This is a genomic window from Chryseobacterium sp. AC405b, from assembly GCF_979258685.1.
This window is the reverse complement of the sequence record NZ_OZ409877.1, coordinates 696,334-717,187: the sequence shown is the minus strand read 5'-3', so window position 1 is coordinate 717,187 and position 20,854 is coordinate 696,334. Positions and strand designations below refer to the sequence as shown.

The following is a 20,854-nucleotide window of genomic DNA, read 5'->3' as shown; positions in this document are numbered from 1 at the left end:
GTTAGATCGCTTTTCTTAATTTCTTATAAAAAGCTTCCTCCAAATCGGCAATATGCAACATCGATTTTGAAAGCTGATTGTAAATATCGCTTTTTGAATTTCTATTTTTATAAACGCGGGCAATATCCACAGCAAAATCTCTCCAAAGATCACCAATCATCGTGATTTCTTTTGATAATTCTTTTAGTTCATCATTTTTAAGAATCACAGCTGCCTCCTGCAAAAAAGCCCCATAAATAAACCTGAAACCGCCGCCGCCGGTACCAATTTCCTCCTGCATTCTGATGAGTTGTCCCAGATAATGATTGGTCACTTTCGTGCCTTTTTTCTCCGCCCATTTCGGGATGCTTTTCGCAACCCAACGCATCGCTTTTACACCAATAATGGGAACTGGAGCGAGCATATTTTTACAGGTATCTTTGATTCCTTTTTTGATGGCTTCTTCAAGATTCACATTTTCAGGAATGTGTATCGGGAAATACATATGACCCTTCGGAGCGAGTGCACCTTTGGCGTACCGTACTTTTTCAAGCTCAGCTTCTGATAATGTTGTCGCAAAATCCATCACAGGGTCGCTGATCAGGAATTTTCCGTCTTCTTTTCCATAAACCACAAGATTATGGGCGTTGAAATGGAATTTGTATTCTTCAGGAAAATAAGTGAGGTTGAAAACCCCTACCTGCAAACCTGTCGGGATATTTTGTTCTAAATTTTTCTCTAAAGCTTTTTGGGCTTCCTGAGGATTTGAGAATTTTTGTCTTTTGATTTTAATGCCTAAACGCTTTGCCGCTTTGCTGAAAATAGCTCCGGGCATTGGGCGGTAACTGAAACCCGGGGAAAAATTTACTTTTAAGAATGGCAGATATACAAAGAATAATCCGGACCCGATCCCGAAAATCATTGGCTCGCTGAGCTTTAAACCTCTGTTGAGAAGTAAATTGGAAGCAACACCGTTTTCACAATGGGCTGTCTGATGGTGTTCAAAATTCAATTTCATTATTTGCCGTCGAAGTTTTTTAGTTCATTTACCGAAATTCCAAAAGTGTCGGCATATTTTTGTAAAGTAGAGTCGCTGAGTTTTTTAAATATTTTCGGTTTTGCGTGTCTTTTGACCGTCCATTGCCATTTCCCGACATACGCCGCCAAAACCTGAAAATCCATTTTATTCAGTTCCATAAAATAGATGATTGGGCTTACGATGTTGTTAGCAACACTTTGTTTTGCTTCTTCAATTCTTTCATTAATGAGCTCCATCGATTCGTCCAAAGCTGCTTTTTTGGCGTCCCATCCGATGCTGTTGGCGGTGGTGTAGTTATCGTTTTCATCAGTTACATATAACAGTTCGGTCATATTTGCTGATTGTAGGCTACTTTCGTCTTGAGGAAGATTTTTTTTTTCATTCGGAAAATGCAGTTTCATTGAGTTGGCTAAATTAGTAAAAATGAAGGGATAATTTAATGAAAACTTCAGCTATAAAAATGAACAACAAATTCTTTTTCCAAAGAGAAAGCTTACACGTCTATCAGATCTTCCATTTGATTTAAGTCCTAATAAATTATAAAACTAGTGGGTGATCCAGATTGCTTACGGCAATTTTGCCCTGATCACTTTCGTATTCATAATTAATTTTTTAAATGATTAATGATACCATAACTTGCAAATCTTATTCCGTGCAGCTCTAAAAATGATATTTCATGAGTCATTTTATATCTGTCTGTAACAAAACCGATACAATCTTATACTAATCATTATACTTATAATGATTTATTAATTCTACTATGAAGAAAATTTTTATTTCACTTTCATTCTTTTTCATGATCAATGCAGCAGCACAGAAATTTGAAACGCAAACTGCGACTGATAGTCAAGGTTATACGTACGAGACTGTGAAAAATGATCGGGCGGGAGTGAGAGTCTATACTTTAAAAAACGGGTTGAAAGTATATCTTGCAAAGAACGACGATGCTCCGAGAATCCAGACGTATGTACCGGTAAGAACAGGTTCCAATAACGATCCAAGTGATAATACAGGATTGGCTCACTATCTTGAGCACATGGTTTTTAAGGGAACTTCACATTTGGGAACACAGGATTGGGCAAAAGAGAAAGTTTTATTACAACAGATTTCTGATCTTTACGAACAGCACAAAGCAGAAAAAGATCCTGAAAAGAAAAAATTACTTTACAAAAAAATCGATGAGGTTTCTCAGGAAGCTTCAAAATTTGCAATTGCCAATGAATATGACAAGGCAATTTCATCTTTGGGAGCTACTGGAACTAATGCTCATACCTGGCTGGATGAAACGGTTTACAAAAATAATATCCCTGCCAATGAGCTTGAAAAATGGTTAAAAATAGAGAAAGAACGTTTCTCAGAATTGGTTCTTCGTCTTTTCCATACAGAATTGGAAGCTGTTTATGAAGAATTCAACAGAGCTCAGGATAACGACGGCCGCTTGGTAAACTATGCTTTAATGGAAGCTCTTTTCCCAAAACATCCAAACGGTCAGCAAACTACAATCGGTACATCAGAACATTTGAAAAGCCCTTCAATGGTGGCGATTCACAAATATTTTGATACGTATTATGTGCCAAATAATATGGCAGTAGTTTTGGTTGGAGATTTAGATTTCGACAAAACGATAAAATTAGTTGATCAATATTTCGGGACGTTCAAATACAAAGAACTTCCGATGAAAAAAATGGTTTCTGAAGAACCGATGACACAGGTTGCAAGCAGAACCGTGAAAAGTCCGTCTGCACCGAGAATGACGATGGCTTGGAGATCAGATTCTTATGGAACTAAAGATGCAAGATTAGCAAGCATGGTTGGCGAAATCTTAAGCAATAGCGGAGATGCTGGTTTAATTGATTTAAACGTCACCCAGAAGCAAAAAGTTTTAAGCGCGGGAGCTTATGAATCTCCTTATAAAACGTATGGTGCATTTACATTATACGTGGTTCCGAAAGACGGACAGAGTTTTGATGAAGCTAAAAAATTGTTGTTGGGACAGTTAGATTTAGTTAAAAAAGGTCAATTCCCTGATTGGATGTTGAAAGCTATTGTCAACGATATGAAAGTTCAGAGAATGAAAGGCTGGGAAACTGCTGACGGTCTTGCAACCACGTTGTATGGAGCTTACATTAACGAAAGAACTTGGCAGGAAGAACTAGACGAGATCAATGAGTATGAGAAAATCACCAAAGCAGATATTGTAAAATTTGCCAATGAGTTTTTTAAAGATAATTACGCTGTCGTTTACAAAGAAAAAGGAGTAAATGATAAACTGGTACGTGTGCAAAACCCGGCAATTACGCCTATTAAACTAAACAGAGATGTACAATCTCCTTTTCTTAAAGATATTTTAGGTACAAAAGCGGGTGATATCAAACCTCAGTTTGTTGATTACAAAACAGCTATTGCTACATCAGAAATTAAAGACAAAAAAGTGAGTTTCGTTAAAAACAACTATAACGAAGTAGCGCAGGTAAATTATATCTTCCCTTTTGGTACAGATAACGATAAAGAATTGAGTTTGGCGGTGAGTGTTCTTCAATATTTAGGAACTGATAAATACACACCGGAACAGTTAAAAGAAGAATTTTACAAGCTCGGAATCTCAAACAATTTCAGAACTTCAAATGATCAGACTATTATTACCCTAAGCGGACTAGAAAGCAATATGAAGAAAGGAGTTGAACTTCTGAACCATTGGCTAACCAACGCAAAAGCGGATAAAGCAATCTATGATCAGACTGTAAAAACAATTTTAGAATCTAGAGAAGTTGCTAAAAAAGATAAAGGGAGAATCATGGCGGCACTTTCCAATTATGCGAAATATGGTAAAGATTCAAGAATGACGGATATTATTTCTAAGCAACGTCTGGAAAGCATCAACGTCAACGAATTAATTTCAAAAATCAAAACATTAAACCAATATCCTTACGAGTTATTTCTCTACGGTCAAGATCAAAGCGGTCTTGAGAAAGCTGTAAAACCTTTCGTTGCCAACACAAAACTGCAGCCTGCAAAAGCTAAAGTATATGCAGAACCGGCTACTGAAGGGAAAGTGTATTTTACAGGGTACGATATGGTACAGATGGAAATGGCTAAGGTTGCTAAGGGTACCAATGTGAACTTAGCAGATTTCGGAAAAGCCAATGTATTTAATGAATACTTCGGGCGTGGTCTGTCTTCTATCGTTTTCCAGGAGATCAGAGAGAGTAAATCTTTGGCATATTCTGCGTATGTTTCTTTTGCCAATGCAAACGAAAAAGATCACCCGAACTATGTGACCAACTACATCGGAACTCAGGCAAACAAATTACCTCTTGCTGTCAATGCAATGAATGATCTGATGGCAGATTTCCCGCAAGTTCCGGCTCAGTTTGAGAATTCCAAAGGTTCTGCCTTGAAGCAGATTGCCTCAAACAGAATCAACAGAACCAATATTTTCTATAACCAGATGGCACTGAAAAAGCTGGGTGTTGATTACGACATCAGAAAAGATATTTATGCAGAGATTCAGACATTAAGTTTGCCACAACTGACAAGCTTCTACAACACTGAAATCAAACCATTGAAATACAACACCGCCATCATTGGGAAAAAAGAAAACCTGAATATGGAATCAATCAATAAAATGGGAGAATTCAAAGAAGTGACCCTGGAAGAAATTTTCGGATATTAATTTTCATTTAATATAAATTGTTTGAAGTGAGACAGAAATGTCTCACTTTTTTTGATGAATCAATTAAGGTAGATATTTTTAGGATTTGAAAAGTTTGTATATTTGGGAGCCATCTGCAATTGTTATAAAAGTACATCTATGAAAATATTTTTTTTATTCTTAACAACATTTCTATTTCTATCTTGTGGAAAAAATTCGGGAAGTATTGAAAGTGTATCATCCAATGAAAGCGACTCATCTTCGCTTGAAAACCTGAATATCCAAACGAATTCGTTTACTGAAATTGACAGCACGGGAGTTTTGATTTTTCCTTTACAAATGGGGCAAAATAAAAGGAATGGCGACAGCTATAGTTATAAAGAAATGCCGGAAAATCAATATTGGAATATCCTATTTCTCAATTCTAATACGAATGAATCTCATCTTTTGACAGAAGAAAAAGTAATGATCTTAGGATACGATTTCAAGTACAATGCAGAGGAAGAAAGAAGCAAAACTAAAAATACCGATCATATCTTTTATGATATTAGAAGCAAAGATTTTAATCAAGATAAAGTGATAACAGAAGATGATCCTGTTTATCTATACGTGTCAGATCAATTTGGGAAAAACTTCCGTCAGATTTCTCCTTTAAATTACAGTTTGAATTATTGGGATTATATTGAAAGTTCGAACAAAGTTATCATGACTTTGACTAAAGATAGCAATCGTAATAAATTATTTGATGAAAAGGATGAGGTTTTAACCTTTGAGATTATTTTAGATGAGGCGGAAAAACCTAAAGAAGTATTTAAACCTGAGCTCAAAGAAAAACTTAAAAAATTGTATGACCGAGACTGGAAAAAAATAAAATAATTGATACTCTGCAATTAAAAGCTGCCCAATCGGACAGCTTTTTTAATGGGTAAATTTTCTAACGCGTTAATTACTTTCTTCTTTTATACTTTAAATGAACCAGCAGATACACCTCGTCTTTTTCGATGTCTTTGCACCACGTACGTTCAGTTACCAAGGCATTTTCGTACAGATAAAGATCTTCCATATTGTTGACGTATTCTAATCTTTCAGAAGTCTTGTATTTAAAAAATGAAATCAGATTTACCTCATCGCCAACTGCAGGAGCAATAGGGAATTCCACAGAATTTTCAAACTCAAATTCAATGTCGTATGAATAGAATCTTACTTTTACGCTCATATTATTATTTTGTTCAAATATATTGAAAATAAAAGGTTTTGTGGTGTTACTCCGTCAGTTCAAGTGTTTTTCAAAATCTACTCAAATGGACGGTGTAAAATTTAATCATTAATTATCATTCTTCTTCTTTCTCATTATGGTAATTGAAGAATAAATAAACAACAAAATTGTGATTGAGATTGCTAAAATTAGTTTTATGAGTGTTTGAGAAGGTATTTTGTGACTACTCCCTAGAATCATGAAAGTATAAAATACAAGAATTAAGAGAAACACTATTGAGATTAATCTTACTATTTTTAAATAAAGGACTGCTTTATTAATCATTAAAAACTTTTTAAGCCAACCGTAAATTTAAAAAAAGCCAACTCAAAAAGTCAGCTTGTATATTTAAGGTAAATGTTTAAGATGTAAGCTCCTGAATAAAAAGACTAATCTCCGTGCGAATCAACAATTGATCATCTAAAAATGTTTCGCAGAAAATCTGGCAGATGTTTTCGTATTTGGAAATTAAAGAAGCTTTCGAAATGATTTTATCACCGACTTTCGGTAAGGCAAAAATCTCAATTTTTTTGATATTGGTGATAAAGCCAATCACTTTAGTATCTGACTCAGGATTTGAAAAAAAACTTTGCCCAAGAATAGAAGATGAGGTTTGTGCCGAATGTTCGATAAGACCGGCTTCTACAAAATGATTATTGTGAACAAAAATATTGTCTGAAGTAATTTCAAAAGAAGTGATTACCTTTTCCGGAGTAAGCTCCAGAATATAATCAGCCATCAGCATCGGTTCGCGATGTGGTAAAAAATGGTGAATATTGATAATATTTTGTTCTTCCAATCCCATTAAGAAAGTTTAAAATCAATTTGCTTCCCAGCTTAAGGAAACAAATTGACTTTATTATTTTACGACCGTTTTCATCTGAGATTTTGCGATCACAGTATTATTGATTGTAGTAATGATTTCCACTAAGGTTACGCCCAACATTTCATTCAGAATCGTTGCTTCGGTTATCAGTTGGTCTCCAACTTTTGGAAGTGCATCTGTTTCAAAAGATTTGATCGCTCCGATGTAACCTGTTGGAGCTGATTTTCCAAGCAAAAAATATTTATAACCTGTATGTAAAGCCACAGTTTGAGCCTGATGTTCAATCAAACCGGATGCCTGGAAAATACCTTCACTGACAAAAATATTATCTTCCTTGATGTCGAATCCTGAGATTACGTGGCTTTCAGAATAATCTGAAACTTCACCTACCATCACAAAAGGAAATTTCTGCGGGATCAGGCTTTCTACAAAACTTTTATCAGAATTTGGTAAGGTAACTGCCATTAGCAAACTGTTAGTAAAGCACATGAGTAAGCAAATCTTCCGCTTTCCGGCACACAAAGAAGAATTCTTTCGCCTTTTTTAAGATTGCCTGAATTCATCAATTGTTCAACAGCAATGAAAATAGATCCTGCACCTACATTTCCAACTTCAGAAAGATTGTAGAACCATTTTTCCCAAGGGAAGTCTAATCCAACGTTGGCAAATTCCTCTTTTAAACCTTCTTTGAAGTAGCCGGAAGAAATATGCGCCAAAACATGATCGATAGAATCCGGGTCAAGTTCATGTTTGTCAAAAGATGATCTCAAACTTTCTGCACCTTTCACCAGAATGTACTTGTCAAGAATCTTAGTGTCTTGTTTTAATGCAAAAATCGATTGGTTCAGCCATTCTTCAGCAGGATATTCTGCCCATGATTTTAAGCTTCCGTCTTCCTGCTTTTCACAACCGGAATACATACAAGCTTCAATTTCGTGAGCATAAGAGTAGAAATCAATCCATTCTATTTTTAGAGAAATTTCATTTTCTCTTGGTTTTGGTTCCAGTAAAAATGCAGAAGCACCGTCAGAAAGCATCCATCTCAAAAATTCTCTTTTAAAAGCTACGATGGGTCTCTCTTCCAGAAGTTTCAGATTTTCTGCTTCGTGATTGAATTTATCTGCGGTCATCCACGCAGACATTCTTTCAGAACCTACACAAACTGCATTATCTTTAATTCCTGCTTTGATATTTAGAAAACCATAGTTCAAGGCATTCATACCCGAATTACAAAGTCCTGTTGAGGTATTGATCTCTACAGATTTTCCGATATTCAGTTCGCCATGCACCATGGACGAGTGTGATGGCTGAATCTGGTCTGCAGAAGAGGTTCCGCAAGACAGAAGCTGCATATCTTCTTTTTTGAATTGATCGTCAAAAAGACCTTCTACTGCTTTTGCCGTGATCTGAGCATTGGTATGCGTAGGCTTCCCGTTTTTATCTAAAGCGTAATATCTTGTTTTGATTTTGTTGTTCCTCAGAATTAAAGCTCTCGCTTTAGAAGGTGTATTATTTACCAGGCCAAGATAGCTTTCCATTTCGTCATTCGAAACCGGCTCATTGGGTAAATATGTTGAAGCTTTTGTTATAAATACGTCGTACATTTCTATTTTAAATTAATTCCTTGTAAATATTTTTTCTGTTTCTGCCTTTTAGACCATAAAACAGGAGATAATAATAAGTGAAAAACCAATACGATTGGTGAAATGATCCAGATTGCTGCCATCAAATATACTTTAAAGAATTTAATCAGCAAAGGTCGTTTTTCTTTTTTCTTGATAATCAGGTTGCTCCAGACAGTGAAGATTTTGTTTCCAACTTTCTCTACACGCACCAGAAACGGTCTGATTTCAACGGCTCCGTTTTTTACCAGATCTGGCTGAAGATTTGCAAAATCATTATTCTCAAAATGATTTTCGATAATCTTTCCGTATTTACCCGCACCGTTTATTTCTTCATCCGAGACCCCGGCTGCAGGAAGTAATCTTGTTTTTTCTTTTTGTCCGGTCGTCAGCCAACGAAGAATGGTCAAAACACTGGTGTAATTATCGTGTCTGTCTACCAAAGCGATGTTTCCGATCAGTTTGGCATTCATATTTTTTAAATAAACTTTTAATTTTTCCTGAGAAAGCATCCACATATTTCTGGTTCCTGAAATAGTCACTATTGGTGTGTCTTTTAATAAACTTTCCGCATAACCACTTTTCAGAAAAGAAATAATAGGAATCGACGGCGTCAAATACCAAACCTGATATCCGAAGAGAATCAGATCATATTTTTTATTCAGCACATTTTCCGGTGGTGGAAGAATCTCGCTCGGAATCTGCAAATAAGATTCTGGGAAAGTATTGAAAAATACATCACTCGACCACGGAAAAGGGAAGTCCTCTTTCAGCTGAATGTTGTAATACGTTACATTGTATTCGTCTATTTTATCTTCAAACGGCTGGGCGATATTTTTCATAATATCTTCCAATTGGCCTGTTTGAGTATAATATATAACAAGTACGTTTTTATGCATTAGGATTTTTTATAGTTTACAAAAATATGCTTTTTACATTTATTATGCGATTCTGAACACTTTTATAGATTCAGAAGTGTACACTAAGTTAAATGTAGAATTTACAAAGCCGGGATTTTCTACAGCTAAGAAAATAATTGTTTTTGGAAGCTGGGTAATGGTATCAACCTTAAAATTTGGATCTGAAATCAAAAGAACATCAATGTTTTTGGTGATTTCAGAAGTTTTTTTGATATACAGGATCTTCCTTCTTTTTACAAGGTAATTATTTTCTGCAATCTGTCTTTTTTCTTCATTTTTAATTATTGAGAAAACTCTTCTTCCCGCTTGCTGAAGCGTAAGTAAAACATCTTTCTGCCCAAAATCGTCTGCAATATGTAAAATTGTTGCGTCTTTTGGGATATGTTTATTCAGCTCAGAATAAGCAGATTTGTTTCGTGCAAAATCTTGCTTAACTTCTTGTACGACTTCGGTTTCCTTATAAAGAAAACTTAAAAACAATTTCTTTTTAAAATAATTTTCATCTTCAATCTCATTTCTAAGCTTGGTAAATTCATTTCGGAAATAGGTGTTGATGTTTTTAGCCCTTTCTTTGTAGGTTGTTCCCGGTGTTAAATCATCTTTGCTGATTCTGTTCCCAATTTTCACGATAATGTTTCCGTCATAGATGATGAAATCGCCTTTTGGTAAAACTTCAGAATTCCCGTGAATATAAAGCGGTAAAATATCCAGACCAAATTCTTCTGCCAGATAAAATGCACCTTTGTGAAAACGGTTGATATCATTGGTGTAAGATCTTTCGGCTTCCGGAAAAACAACCAGAGAATATCCTTGGTCAATTTTTTCTTTTAATTTTTCTTTACCGTTTTCAATGCCTTGAGAAACAGGATAAAAACCCAGAGCTTTCACCAGCTTGCCGAAAACCGGAGACTCATAAACCCAATCGTTCACGAGATAAATAATTTTATGCGTAGCCATTGCAATCGCCAAAGTATCCAGAAACGAAGTGTGATTGGCAATAATGATTGCAGGAGTGCTGAAATCTTCTTTAGGATTTCTCATCACTTTTTTCTTTACAGATGGGTTTCCGTACAGAACTGAAGTTAAAAATTTAGCTAAAATCAATTTGATAACGTCTAAAGTTTTCCCTTTAGAATTTTTTACGAAAATACTTCCGATCACTGAAAAGATCAATCCGCCCAGACCATAATAAATAAAGAGAATGACTGAATGTAAAAACAGACGGAACGTAATGGGTGACAAACCTTTTTTAGTTCGATTGATAATTAAAAATCTAAACCAGAACGGATATAAAGTGGAGGTAATGATAATCACCGAAAGCATTCCGATTAAAGCGACGAGAGCCAAAGAATGTAAAGCAGGATGTTTTGCAAAAATCAAAGAACCGATGGAAAGAATTGTAGTAAAAACAGCCAAAATAATAGAAATTCTATAAGTTGGAAGTTCATTTTTTCCTGTCGTATGTTCCTTTTGCATAGCTTTTGTTAGGAAAATACTGAAATCGTCACCAACGCCAAAAACCAATGTACAGACAACGGTGCTGAAAATATTGAGTTCTAATCCGAAAAAATAGAGAAGTCCTGCTGTTACAACGCCTGTGAGAACAATCGGGAACATAGTGAGAAGCGTAAGCTCAAAATTTCTGAAGAAAATAATAATTGTAAAAAGAATGGCCAATAAAGAATAATTGATCAACGTATTAAAATCTCTTTTCAGCAAGCCTAAAAAGTTCTCGTTCATTTGCTGGCGGTCAATCGCAATCGCATCGTGTCTCTTTTCAATATCTTTGATGAAAGCATCACGTTTGGATTCGTCTACTTTTACAACATTTGAAGCGGTATAAAAACCATTCTCGTGACTTAGAAATTCTGAGATTTGAAGCGCATTTATTGTAGAATAATCTTTTAAGCTTAAAGTGGAGTAGCTTTTATTTAAATTTTCATTAAACTGATCAAAAGCCGAAGCATTGAATCCGAATTTATTTCCATGACTGACCAATTCGGAAATGGTTTGGTTTTTCTTGTTCTCGTTCCAGAAGTTTTGCCAGATTTCTATTTTTTTCTGCTGATCTTTTTCAGAGAGCACAACATTACCTATAGAATTATAGCTTAAAATTTTTCCGTCTTTTTTTTCTTTCTCTAAGAAACTACTCAATTGAGAATTTCTTGTTAAAGCTTCTTCTTCTGAATTTCCATAAGAAATAGTATAAATGGATTTTGAAGTCATGTCGGACAGTTTTTCCAGCTTGGCTTCACTTATCTTAAGATCTTTCGGAATATAATTGAGATCGCCGATATTTTCATTAAAACCAACGTGACGAAATCCAAACAAACACGCAATAATTACAAGCGAACAACCGATAATCAAAGGTTTGTTTTTCTCGTAAGGATAATGCCCGATCTTATCAATGAAATTAGTATTTACTTTCTCCTGTTTTACTTTCGGATGATACAATTGCGGTACAATAATTAATGCCAAAACAGACGAAAACAAAACCGTAATCGATGCAAAGAGCCCCAAATCTTTCAACGCTTCCGAACGTACAAAAACCAGGCATAAAAATGAAACCGCCGTCGTTGCACTGCTCAGAATAATCGGTTGGGTGATATCTTTATAAAGCTCTTCAATATTGTTGTTGTGCTTGTAATGCGTGAGAATATGTAAAGCATAATCAATCGTAATGCCGACTAAAATGGCTGCTACACTTAGTGAAATGGCTGAAATTTTATCTTTGACAAAATACAAAACCAACAAAGCGAGCAGAACTGAAAATAAGGTAGGAAGAAAAATTATAAGGGGAGTGAAGAAGCTTTTAAAATAATAAATCAACAAAATCAAAAGCAAAGTCATAGAAATAATAACCGTATTCTGAATGTCTTTCTTGATTTGCTGCGCATTCGCAACCGCAATCACCGGTGAACCAAAATAACTCAGCTCGGTTTTTCCTTTGAATTCTTTGTTGAGGCCGTCTTTTATTTCATTGAGCTGATCGACGAAAACTTCATTGTTTTTGGTGTCGTTGCTTTTATTTTTGGGCTCGATGAAAAGAAGAAGGTTTTGCCCATCTTTGGTTACAACGTAATTGTCTTCAAGTTTAAAATCTTTACTGATGTTTAAAGCGTTCAGTTTTTTGATTCCTAAAAAAGTGATTCCCAGCGGATCTTTTTTAATAAACTCTTTCGTGACCAGACTTGTAGGCGAAATCAAAGAAACGTAATTGTTCTCAACCTGTTTGGCAATGCTGTCTTTGTCGAGTTTTCTTTCAATTTCCTGATAATCGTTTTCATCTAAAAATAAGGGCAGATTCTGATTGACAAAATCAAAGGTTTCGGAAATCTCGTTATCATTTACTTTTCCCTGGATTGATGCAATGTATTTCTCTAAAGGTTTTGTTTTTTCTAAAAATTGATCAGCCGTTTCAGATAACTGGAAATTGTCATCTTTTGATTTCTTTTCGATGATGACGATGATTTTATCTGAAAAATTGAGTTGTTTCAGAACTTTCGCAGTCAGATCAGATTTTTCACTTTTCGGAATAATCTGATTAATATCTTCTTCAAAATTAATTTTAGAAGCAAAAAATAGGCACACTGCGGCAATTCCTAAAGCTGCTGCAATAGAAATGATTCTGTTTTTGGCAATCAGATAATATAAAAAAATGAAAAAGCGATGCATGAGATTCTCAGATCAAGTTTGCAAATTTAAATTTTTATGAATAGATTGAAACATTTGTAGGATAACTTTTCACTGAAAATCAATAAAATATTCTATTTAGAATGAAAAAATCTTTTACTTTTGCAAAAGTTCCTTTTCTTCAGCTTATTATAAAACACAACATTATTCTAAAACAAGGAACTTCTACTATGTTGAGAATTTTTGATGAAAAATTAAACGGATTTCTATTTGTAGTAATTTTCCCATTTCTGCTGTTTTTCATGTCATATTATGGCTTCGAATCTTCGTATGTGAAACTAAAATCGATGGAGAAAGCTCCAGATTTTATGTTTACATCGGTATATGCCTATCGTGTAATTCCGAATTTTCTGATGGTGAATGTGACGGAAATTTTAGATTTTCTCATTAAAAATTATTTTGAATCCTTTAAAACTGTACTTCTGAAAAACGGAACGGTGTTTTACCACAGTATTTTTCTCATCAACAGCTTCTTTTTTGTTCTGTCATCTGTTGTTTTAAATGCTGTCTTAAAATTTAAACCCGTTGAATTGCTGTTGAATTCAGATTTAAAAAAGATCGTTCATCTTTTGGCTGTATTTTTTATGGTCATTGTGCAGTATGTTCCTACAAATTGTGACAGTATATCAATTTTCTTTTATTTACTTGGAATTTATTTTACTTTAAAATATTATCATTACAGAAAAATTTCAGACTTTATTTTCTTATGTTTTACGATATTGGTTTCCACTTTTGTGCGTGAAACCTCCTGTTTGAATATTGCATTTTTTGCCTCAGTTTTTATTGATGTTAAAAAAATTAGAGAAAGGAATTTTAAACACATAAAAGAAATTGTATTTCTTATTTTGTCTTTTGTAGTGCCTTATGTTGGATTGAAAATAATGATTCCTCAGGAAACTTCTTTTTTTGAGGGGGTTTATGTTGTTAAAAATTTTACCAGTCCGTTTAATTTTTTGGGATTGTTGTTTGGTGCGCTGGGTTTGTATTTTACTTTCACATTTTGTGATGATCACAGAAAACGAATTTTAAAAAAATATCTCTTTTTTTCATTGCCTTATCTTGGGATGATTACTCTTGTAGGGCTTTTTTGGGAAACAAGACTCTTTTTACCGCTGATCCTTTCGGGAATGGTTGTAGCTTTTCATCAGTTTAAAAATGCTTATACTATTTAAAAAATGAATTTACTACATCCATATTATATTATAGCGCTTATTTTTATACTCATTTTCAGTTTTCAGGAAGTGTATGGGAGAAAAGTAGAAAAAAAGTGGCTTTGGTTTTTGGCAGGTTATCTTATTGTAATTGCGGGTTTACGTAACCAGGTGCCCGGATTATGGTAGTTATATAGGTATTTACAATTATTCTGATACAAAAAGTTATACCAGTATTATTGCAAAGGCACTTTATTTGGATGGGCCAGAACCGGTAGAACTCGAGTGGCTTTTTGTTTTAATTAATAAGCTTTTGCTGAATGTATTTAATGCTCCGTTTTACATGTTGACATTGGTCATTGCGACGATAAGCATCATTCTGAAAATAGAGTATATTGACGATAATACTTTTTATCCTTTTACCTTCATTCTGTTTATGTTTATCCCTGGTTTTTTTATTGGAGAAAGTGGTCAGATCAGGCAATGTCTCGGTTCATTTATAGTTTATTATGGCATAAGATATATTAAACAAGGTAATCTATTCATGTATCTGCTGTGTATATATTTGGGAGCAGGTATTCATAATGTATGTTATGTTTTTTTACCAATGTATTGGGTAGCCCGCATCCCATTAAATAAAACATGGATGCTGATCTTTATTATTGCATCTGTTTTTGCTTCGCCATTTGAAGTGTACAGAGTTTTTGGTGATTTCATCAGTGGTATTGCCAATGATAATATGCTGGTCGAAGGGTTCAATGGTTATATTGATGAAACAGCTCAGCGTCTAAACGGGCAGATCGGTATTCCCGAGGCTATGATGGCAATTCTTACTTTCTTCCTTTTCTTTTTTGATACCCCCATGAAAGAAAAATATCCATACTACGAATATCATAGGAATTATGCGGTGATCGGAATCTGCTTTTATTTCATCTTCAGAAATAACCCCATCTTTTCTTCAAGATTGGCAGGTGCATTTATTGGTTTTTCTTATATAATTATACCAAATGCGATGTATGTGGTTTCTTTAGGAACGAAGAAATTAATTCACACATTCATCATTGCATTATTTGTCTTCAACTTTATTGTATTTGCAAGTTTTATGAATATTGTAAGAGGTAATTTTACTATAGATCGTTATCACAATTACTTACTTCCATAAATTTTATTTAATCTTCTTCTGATCATCAATAAAATACATCTTTGAGGCTCGAAGTTTCCTTTCTTCTTACTTCTTCTTTGTATTGCTGCAGAATATGACTAATTGCGGGTATTCGGATTGAATTTCGCCCAAAACTAAAGATATCTATTTCAATTATTTAATAATCAATCAGATATGAGTAAAAAATATGCAGTTTATGGATGTGCATATTTTTGCTTATTAGATGAATGTACACGAAAGTGCATTTCGATTTCTCCTAAAGTGTAAATCTTTCTTCATCTAAAATCTTCACCTTTGGTATAGGAAAAGTAAGTAACTTTTTCACGCAATATTCGCAATTAGCAATAATTGTATGTTGTTTAACGAGCGTTAATTATTATGAATTCATTCAATTTTATGGCTCATTTTGGGAATGAAGATTTTCAATTGTATGTTAAATCAGCATGATACAAGGTTGGAAGGATTTTTAGATTTTTTGCAATACAATGCAAGCAGAACTTCCCTTGGAATTGTACTTCTTCTTTTGACTTTATTCCCGTCAATTAATTTTTTTTAACATTAAGAAAAATTGATCTATCTCATCTTTTATTATTGGTAGAATAATGTATTTTTGTCTTTAATTCATGAAATCATATTTTTGTTAATTTTTTAAAAATTATAATTTATTTAGCAATATATGTGTTTTATGTGTTATTTATGTTCAATATAAATTGATTATCTGTTGTTTTGATGTAAATTCGTTCGTCACAAAAAAACTAAGGTTATTATTATGAAAAGTAAAATAATTAAGAATCTGATAGCAGTGTTTTGCTTAGTTTCTTTAAATATGTATTCTAAAGATAATTTAGAAAAAGAAAGAGGTTTTTTTAAAACTAAAGTTGAGATTCAGAATTTTCTGCAAAAAGATACTCTAGTTGAAATGTCTGGACGAGCTGATGATAGATTGCAGAATCAGTCTCGTGTCGCTCTCCCTCCAGACTGGACGAAAGCTCCTAATAGCTACATCTTTGATCCTGCTCAACATGGTGAAGGATTATTTATACCCGTAAAGAAAGCTTATGAGATGTGGCGCAGTTATAAATACCTGGCAAGTGCCGGAACAATCAAAGGAAAAGTAACAGCAGACGTGCTTTGGGAAGATGTACATGGTCTTGTAAAAACCGGCTCAAACTACAGTTTGGAAATTGTAGATTCCGGTGAGAATGGCAAAATCAAAGTCGTGATCAATAAATCCAAAAAAGGAAATGCAGTAGTCGCTTTCAGATTGAATGGTGAAATTTTCTGGTCATGGCATATTTGGGTGACAGACGATCCTGCCAACGGATCTACTTACAAAAGTTTCACCGGAGTTAAAAGAGAAAGAAAAAATGGAACGATAGAAAATATTCCCGATGCAGAATGGCAGTGGATGGACAGAAACTTGGGAGCAATTACCAACAATAATACCGGCGGTAACTGGAACCGAAGTGGCGGGCTTCTGTATCAATGGGGTAGAAAAGATCCTATTCCGCCTTTGGTGATGAAAGGGGATGATTTTTATGAAGTTTCAGGTTCTATCGGAAGGGTGAGACACAGAGGTGCAAAAAACTTTACCAGTGCAATTAATTTTGACGTGCTTAGAAAATTTGTGTTGCTTTCTAATGCGACTTTAGATAATAACATTCAGCTGTCTGTTAAAAACCCGCTGAGTTTAATTTATGTGAATAAAGATGACAACTCAGGTCCGGCTTACTACAATAATAATGCGAATCTGATGCTTAATTGGTTTGGAAAATCTGTCGGTGTTAATGATAGCGTTTTACCAGAACTTAATTTATGGTCTGATAATTCAAAAGGAATTTTGTCGACAGATTATAATAATGATAGCAGTGCTGCGCCATACAGAGACAAATCTCCTTTCGATCCGTGCCCGAATGGCTGGAGAATTCCTTCAATGCTTGTAGCTAATCAGGCTTCGGGTACTTATGTGGATGATGTGAGAATAGATTATTCTCCTTTCGGAGTAAGAACAAATTTAGGCAAAAATACCTTTGAAGCTAATGGATATCACATCATTAAACCTAATGACAGTAATGTTCTTACCTCTATGACAGGTTTCAGAGTATATCCGAATATAGGTTTTGATCTATCCAACGTAGGCGGATATAATATGGGAGTTTTCCCCGGAACTGGACAATTATCTATCAATTCACAAGCAGGGCAGTATACCGATCAGCATCATACCGGACTTTGGACGGCAACCATGACGAGATTTTTTGATACGACACCGGCTGTTGCAGCAAGAGCGTTATTTATGCTTCCGGATAAATATCAGAATGATATACCTGATCCTGCAAATCCTCTTGTAAAAGGCAGATATTGGTACGTACCCACATCAACTGCCAAAACTTCCGATGCGAATGGTTGCAGATGTGTGAAAGATCCTTTGTATCAGATCAATGAATACGATTTCCCTACCCAATATTTTAATTCGAATGTAGAATATGTTGAAGGTTTGAACAATCCGAACACTTACCAGGTTGTAAAAAGCTCGGTTTTATCTACTTTGGAAATTCCGGTTTCGAAAGCATTTTCTGTTCAAAGTCAATTATTAAATAATCCTGCCATCTTAAATCCTTCAAGTTTTAATGATTTAAAAGCAAATGTTTTATGGACGACCAATACGAGCTTAATTAATACAGTTACCATAACAAATCCATCGCCCGGATCAACTCTGGGTCTGGCTAATTCTAAAATTGTAGTAACCTTAAACCCCAACCAAAGCGGAAATGCAGTAGTTACATTGCATAATGGTAATATAGCTAATCCGGTATATTGGTCATGGCATGTTTGGGTTACAGACACGGCAATTGAGTCTTATCATTATACAACAGAAACTCCAAATGCAGTAGCCACCAATTACGTCAACTATGTTCCAAAAGGTGATGTTTTAAAAACAGAATTTATGGATAGGAATCTTGGTGCAACTGATGCCTTTCCAATCGTGGCAAATCCTTTAACACCAACTGCTGCAGAATATGTAAAAATCAGAGCTTCCACGGGTCTGCAATATCAGTGGGGAAGAAAAGATCCGATTCCTTCTTTCCAATATGCAGACACAAGAGCTTCTTATAACGTGTTTTTAGGAAATGTGAATGCAAACGGCGGAGTTGCTTACACAACACTTACTCCGAGTGTTTACAACAGTCTTCCCGGAAATTATATCGTTCCTTACGATACGTATACCAATCCAACCAATGCTAACGTTTTAACAACAGATAAAACATCAGATAAAATAGCCAAAGTATTGTCTTATTCTGTTAGAAATCCTTTGGTATATATGATTCCGAGTTCGTTTGCTCCTTACAACAGCACAGTTCCAAATTACACAAACGGAACAGACTGGCTTCTCAATGAGCCTAATGTTGCTGCTGACCGATGGGGAAGAGGCGGAGAAAAATCTCCATTTGATCCTTGTCCTGAAGGGTGGAGAATTCCTGATCTTACCGGTGTAGCAATTATTACCAACCGCGATTTCGGGATTTCACCTTGGTACAAAAAAGATAAAAATGTAGCAACATCATATAATTTAATCAACGAATATGCGGGTGTAAGAGTAAGAAATACAACGACGACGACCATTGGCTATATGTTCAATGATGCAAGCTATTCGACAGGAAATTATCCCAATTCCGGATCACGAGGCTTCAGAAGTGTAACAGCAAATCAGTCGGCAACAGGAACTTTTACAGCCAATAATTTCCAATATCCCGGAATCTGGACGGCCGCTTTGAATTCAAATTATATCGGCAGACCCATCAACATCCTTTTTGATGCTGCTTCCACTGCAAACCGATTGATTGCTTTCCATGATAACAATGATCCTTATTTTGGAATGAATTGCCGTTGTGTAAAAGTAAAATACGATCCGGATGGAAACGAGACAGGTCCTATCCCGGCAATTCCTGTAACAGCAGGACCATCAGTAAAAGCTTCTAATGTCTTTACTAAAAATGACATTGCGGAAATTACCAAAGAAAACAAAATTACTTTGTTCCCAAATCCTGTGAAAGATATTTTGTATATAAAGGCTACAGACAATAAAGATTATCATTATCAGATCTATAACGCATCGGGTCAGATGGTGAAGTCTGGTAAATTTGAGAACACTCAGACCGATGTTTCTTCTCTTATACAAGGAGTTTATCTGGTGAGAATCAATAATTCTGAAACGGTAGTAAAGATTATGAAAAAATAAACTGCAAAAAGAATTTTCTCTAATTCATTCATTAAAGAGAAACAAAATAGTGCTTAACTATTTGTAAATTCCTATTTTTGATTCCACAAAATCAACGGATTTACATCATATTTTAAGAGCTGTTTTGCTTCTCTTTTTTTGTGAAATAAATCTGAGAAACTTATGATGATACGCAAGAAATTTTTATCTTTTTTAAATAATAAGGTCTTTATTTATGTAATGATTGTCGCAACAGCTCTGTTTGCGCTTACCTTCACCTATATCCACAATGCAAAATCAGACGGATATATTTTAGGAGACTGGCTTATTAATTATCAGGATGGCGGTTTCAAAAGAAGAGGACTTTCCGGAAGTTTCTTTTTCCTTTTGCAGGATATTACGGGAATTAAACTCAATTTATTGGTCTACTTTTTTCAGGTGATCATCATTTCAGGTTTTTTTTGGTTTTATTTTAAACTGATACAATACAAAGAAGCCACATTTCTTTATCTCTCACTTTTGCTGTCTTCAATAGGATTTATAGGACTTTTCAATTGCGTAGATTACGTCGGTAAAAAAGAATTCATCGTTTTCTTTTTGTTTGCCTATTTTGTTTATCATTTAAGTAAAAATTCACTTTCAAAATCAAAAGAATATTGGGTTTGTGGCGGACTTTTTATTGCCATGTTTTTTCATGAAATCACCTTGTTCTTCATACCCTATTTTCTCATTGCATTATATTTAAAAACCGGAAACGCTGAGTTTAATAAATATTTAAAATACATAATTGTGGTTTTTGTTCCCGCCGCTTTCATTGCCCTTTTAGGAAAAAACATCAATGAAGGACAGTCTCTACAAATTTTACAGGAACGTGGAGTGATTTTAACCAAAGGCATTTTCTTTTGGGATATCGATGAAAGACAATACATCATCCAACACTTTAAAGAATATCGATTATACTTCATCAGTTTTTTAATTTCAGTTTTTCATGTAGGCTTTTATTTAAAATATCAAACTAATAGAAAGATTACATCTATTTTATTATTAACTGCATTTCTCTTCTCTTTACCACTGTTCTACTTAGCCATCGATTGGGGAAGATGGATGTACATTCACATGATATTCATCATCGTACTTTTCGCCATGCAGTTGAAGGACAGTAGAGATACCTCAATTTCTGAAGTCTCAGGATTTAATAAGAAATTTTACATCACCTTATTCATGATTATTTTGTCCTTATTATATCGTGTGGAAATGTCCGGAAGAGGATTTACTTTTGAAGGTTTTTTCTACAGAATCTTCATTGCGCCTTTAGAATTATTGAATAAAATGATATAAG

The 20,854-nt window shown here is 34.6% G+C and carries 15 protein-coding genes; 7 read left to right on the top strand and 8 right to left on the bottom strand.

The window, feature by feature from the left end; genetic code table 11:
* Position 1: 1 nt before the first annotated feature.
* Together darH and DarG are read right to left on the bottom strand one after the other, a co-directional pair.
* Positions 2-997, bottom strand: a complete 996-nt coding sequence (gene darH, locus ACZZZA_RS03415) for a BtrH-related acyltransferase DarH (protein WP_463429806.1) — start codon at positions 995-997, stop codon at positions 2-4.
* Positions 997-1,419, bottom strand: a complete 423-nt coding sequence (DarG, locus tag ACZZZA_RS03410) for a flexirubin biosynthesis protein DarG (protein WP_463429805.1) — start codon at positions 1,417-1,419, stop codon at positions 997-999. Before DarG ends, darH begins: the two co-directional genes overlap by 1 nt.
* 359 nt (positions 1,420-1,778) lie before the next feature.
* Between DarG and ACZZZA_RS03405 the strand changes: the two genes are divergently transcribed.
* Complete coding sequence (locus ACZZZA_RS03405; protein ID WP_463429804.1) at positions 1,779-4,691, top strand: M16 family metallopeptidase; 2,913 nt, start codon at positions 1,779-1,781, stop codon at positions 4,689-4,691.
* A gap of 138 nt (positions 4,692-4,829) precedes the next feature.
* Positions 4,830-5,546 carry a hypothetical protein gene (locus tag ACZZZA_RS03400; RefSeq protein ID WP_463429803.1) on the top strand — a complete coding sequence of 239 codons (717 nt, stop codon included), beginning with the start codon at positions 4,830-4,832 and terminating at the stop codon, positions 5,544-5,546.
* A 70-nt stretch (positions 5,547-5,616) separates the two neighbouring features.
* Here the strand turns inward: ACZZZA_RS03400 and ACZZZA_RS03395 are convergent, their stop codons facing one another.
* From ACZZZA_RS03395 to ACZZZA_RS03370, 6 genes are all read right to left on the bottom strand, one after another.
* Entirely contained in the window at positions 5,617-5,886 is a 270-nt protein-coding gene (locus tag ACZZZA_RS03395) for a hypothetical protein (RefSeq protein WP_463429802.1), read from the bottom strand.
* Between the two features lie 400 nt (positions 5,887-6,286).
* Positions 6,287-6,730 carry an ABC transporter permease gene (locus tag ACZZZA_RS03390; RefSeq protein ID WP_463429801.1) on the bottom strand — a complete coding sequence of 148 codons (444 nt, stop codon included), beginning with the start codon at positions 6,728-6,730 and terminating at the stop codon, positions 6,287-6,289.
* Between the two features lie 54 nt (positions 6,731-6,784).
* Complete coding sequence (locus ACZZZA_RS03385) at positions 6,785-7,216, bottom strand: hypothetical protein (RefSeq protein ID WP_463429800.1); 432 nt, start codon at positions 7,214-7,216, stop codon at positions 6,785-6,787.
* Entirely contained in the window at positions 7,216-8,355 is a 1,140-nt protein-coding gene (gene darB, locus ACZZZA_RS03380) for a dialkylresorcinol biosynthesis protein DarB (protein ID WP_463429799.1), read from the bottom strand. The genes ACZZZA_RS03385 and darB overlap by 1 nt, the downstream gene beginning before the upstream one ends.
* Before the next feature lie 2 nt (positions 8,356-8,357).
* The gene (locus ACZZZA_RS03375; protein ID WP_463429798.1) at positions 8,358-9,272 is read right to left on the bottom strand and encodes a dialkylrecorsinol condensing enzyme DarA; all 915 of its coding nucleotides are present in this window, start codon (positions 9,270-9,272) and stop codon (positions 8,358-8,360) included.
* Positions 9,273-9,314: 42 nt separating this feature from the next.
* On the bottom strand, positions 9,315-12,968 hold the full coding sequence (locus tag ACZZZA_RS03370; protein WP_463429797.1) for an MMPL family transporter: 3,654 nt from the start codon (positions 12,966-12,968) through the stop codon (positions 9,315-9,317).
* 101 nt (positions 12,969-13,069) lie between these two features.
* On the opposite strand from ACZZZA_RS03370, the gene ACZZZA_RS03365 reads away from it, so the two are divergent.
* The 5 genes from ACZZZA_RS03365 to ACZZZA_RS03345 all read left to right on the top strand — a co-directional run bounded on the left by ACZZZA_RS03365 (position 13,070) and on the right by ACZZZA_RS03345 (position 20,853).
* A complete protein-coding gene (locus ACZZZA_RS03365) occupies positions 13,070-14,158 on the top strand; it encodes a hypothetical protein (protein WP_463429796.1) in 1,089 nt (362 codons plus the stop codon).
* A gap of 3 nt (positions 14,159-14,161) precedes the next feature.
* The gene (locus ACZZZA_RS03360) at positions 14,162-14,326 is read left to right on the top strand and encodes a hypothetical protein (RefSeq protein ID WP_463433806.1); all 165 of its coding nucleotides are present in this window, start codon (positions 14,162-14,164) and stop codon (positions 14,324-14,326) included.
* Complete coding sequence (locus tag ACZZZA_RS03355; protein WP_463429795.1) at positions 14,289-15,299, top strand: EpsG family protein; 1,011 nt, start codon at positions 14,289-14,291, stop codon at positions 15,297-15,299. The genes ACZZZA_RS03360 and ACZZZA_RS03355 overlap by 38 nt, the downstream gene beginning before the upstream one ends.
* Positions 15,300-16,068: 769 nt before the next feature.
* Positions 16,069-19,536, top strand: a complete 3,468-nt coding sequence (locus ACZZZA_RS03350; RefSeq protein ID WP_463429794.1) for a T9SS type A sorting domain-containing protein — start codon at positions 16,069-16,071, stop codon at positions 19,534-19,536.
* 162 nt (positions 19,537-19,698) lie between these two features.
* Complete coding sequence (locus ACZZZA_RS03345) at positions 19,699-20,853, top strand: hypothetical protein (RefSeq protein ID WP_463429793.1); 1,155 nt, start codon at positions 19,699-19,701, stop codon at positions 20,851-20,853.
* Position 20,854: the final 1 nt, after the last annotated feature.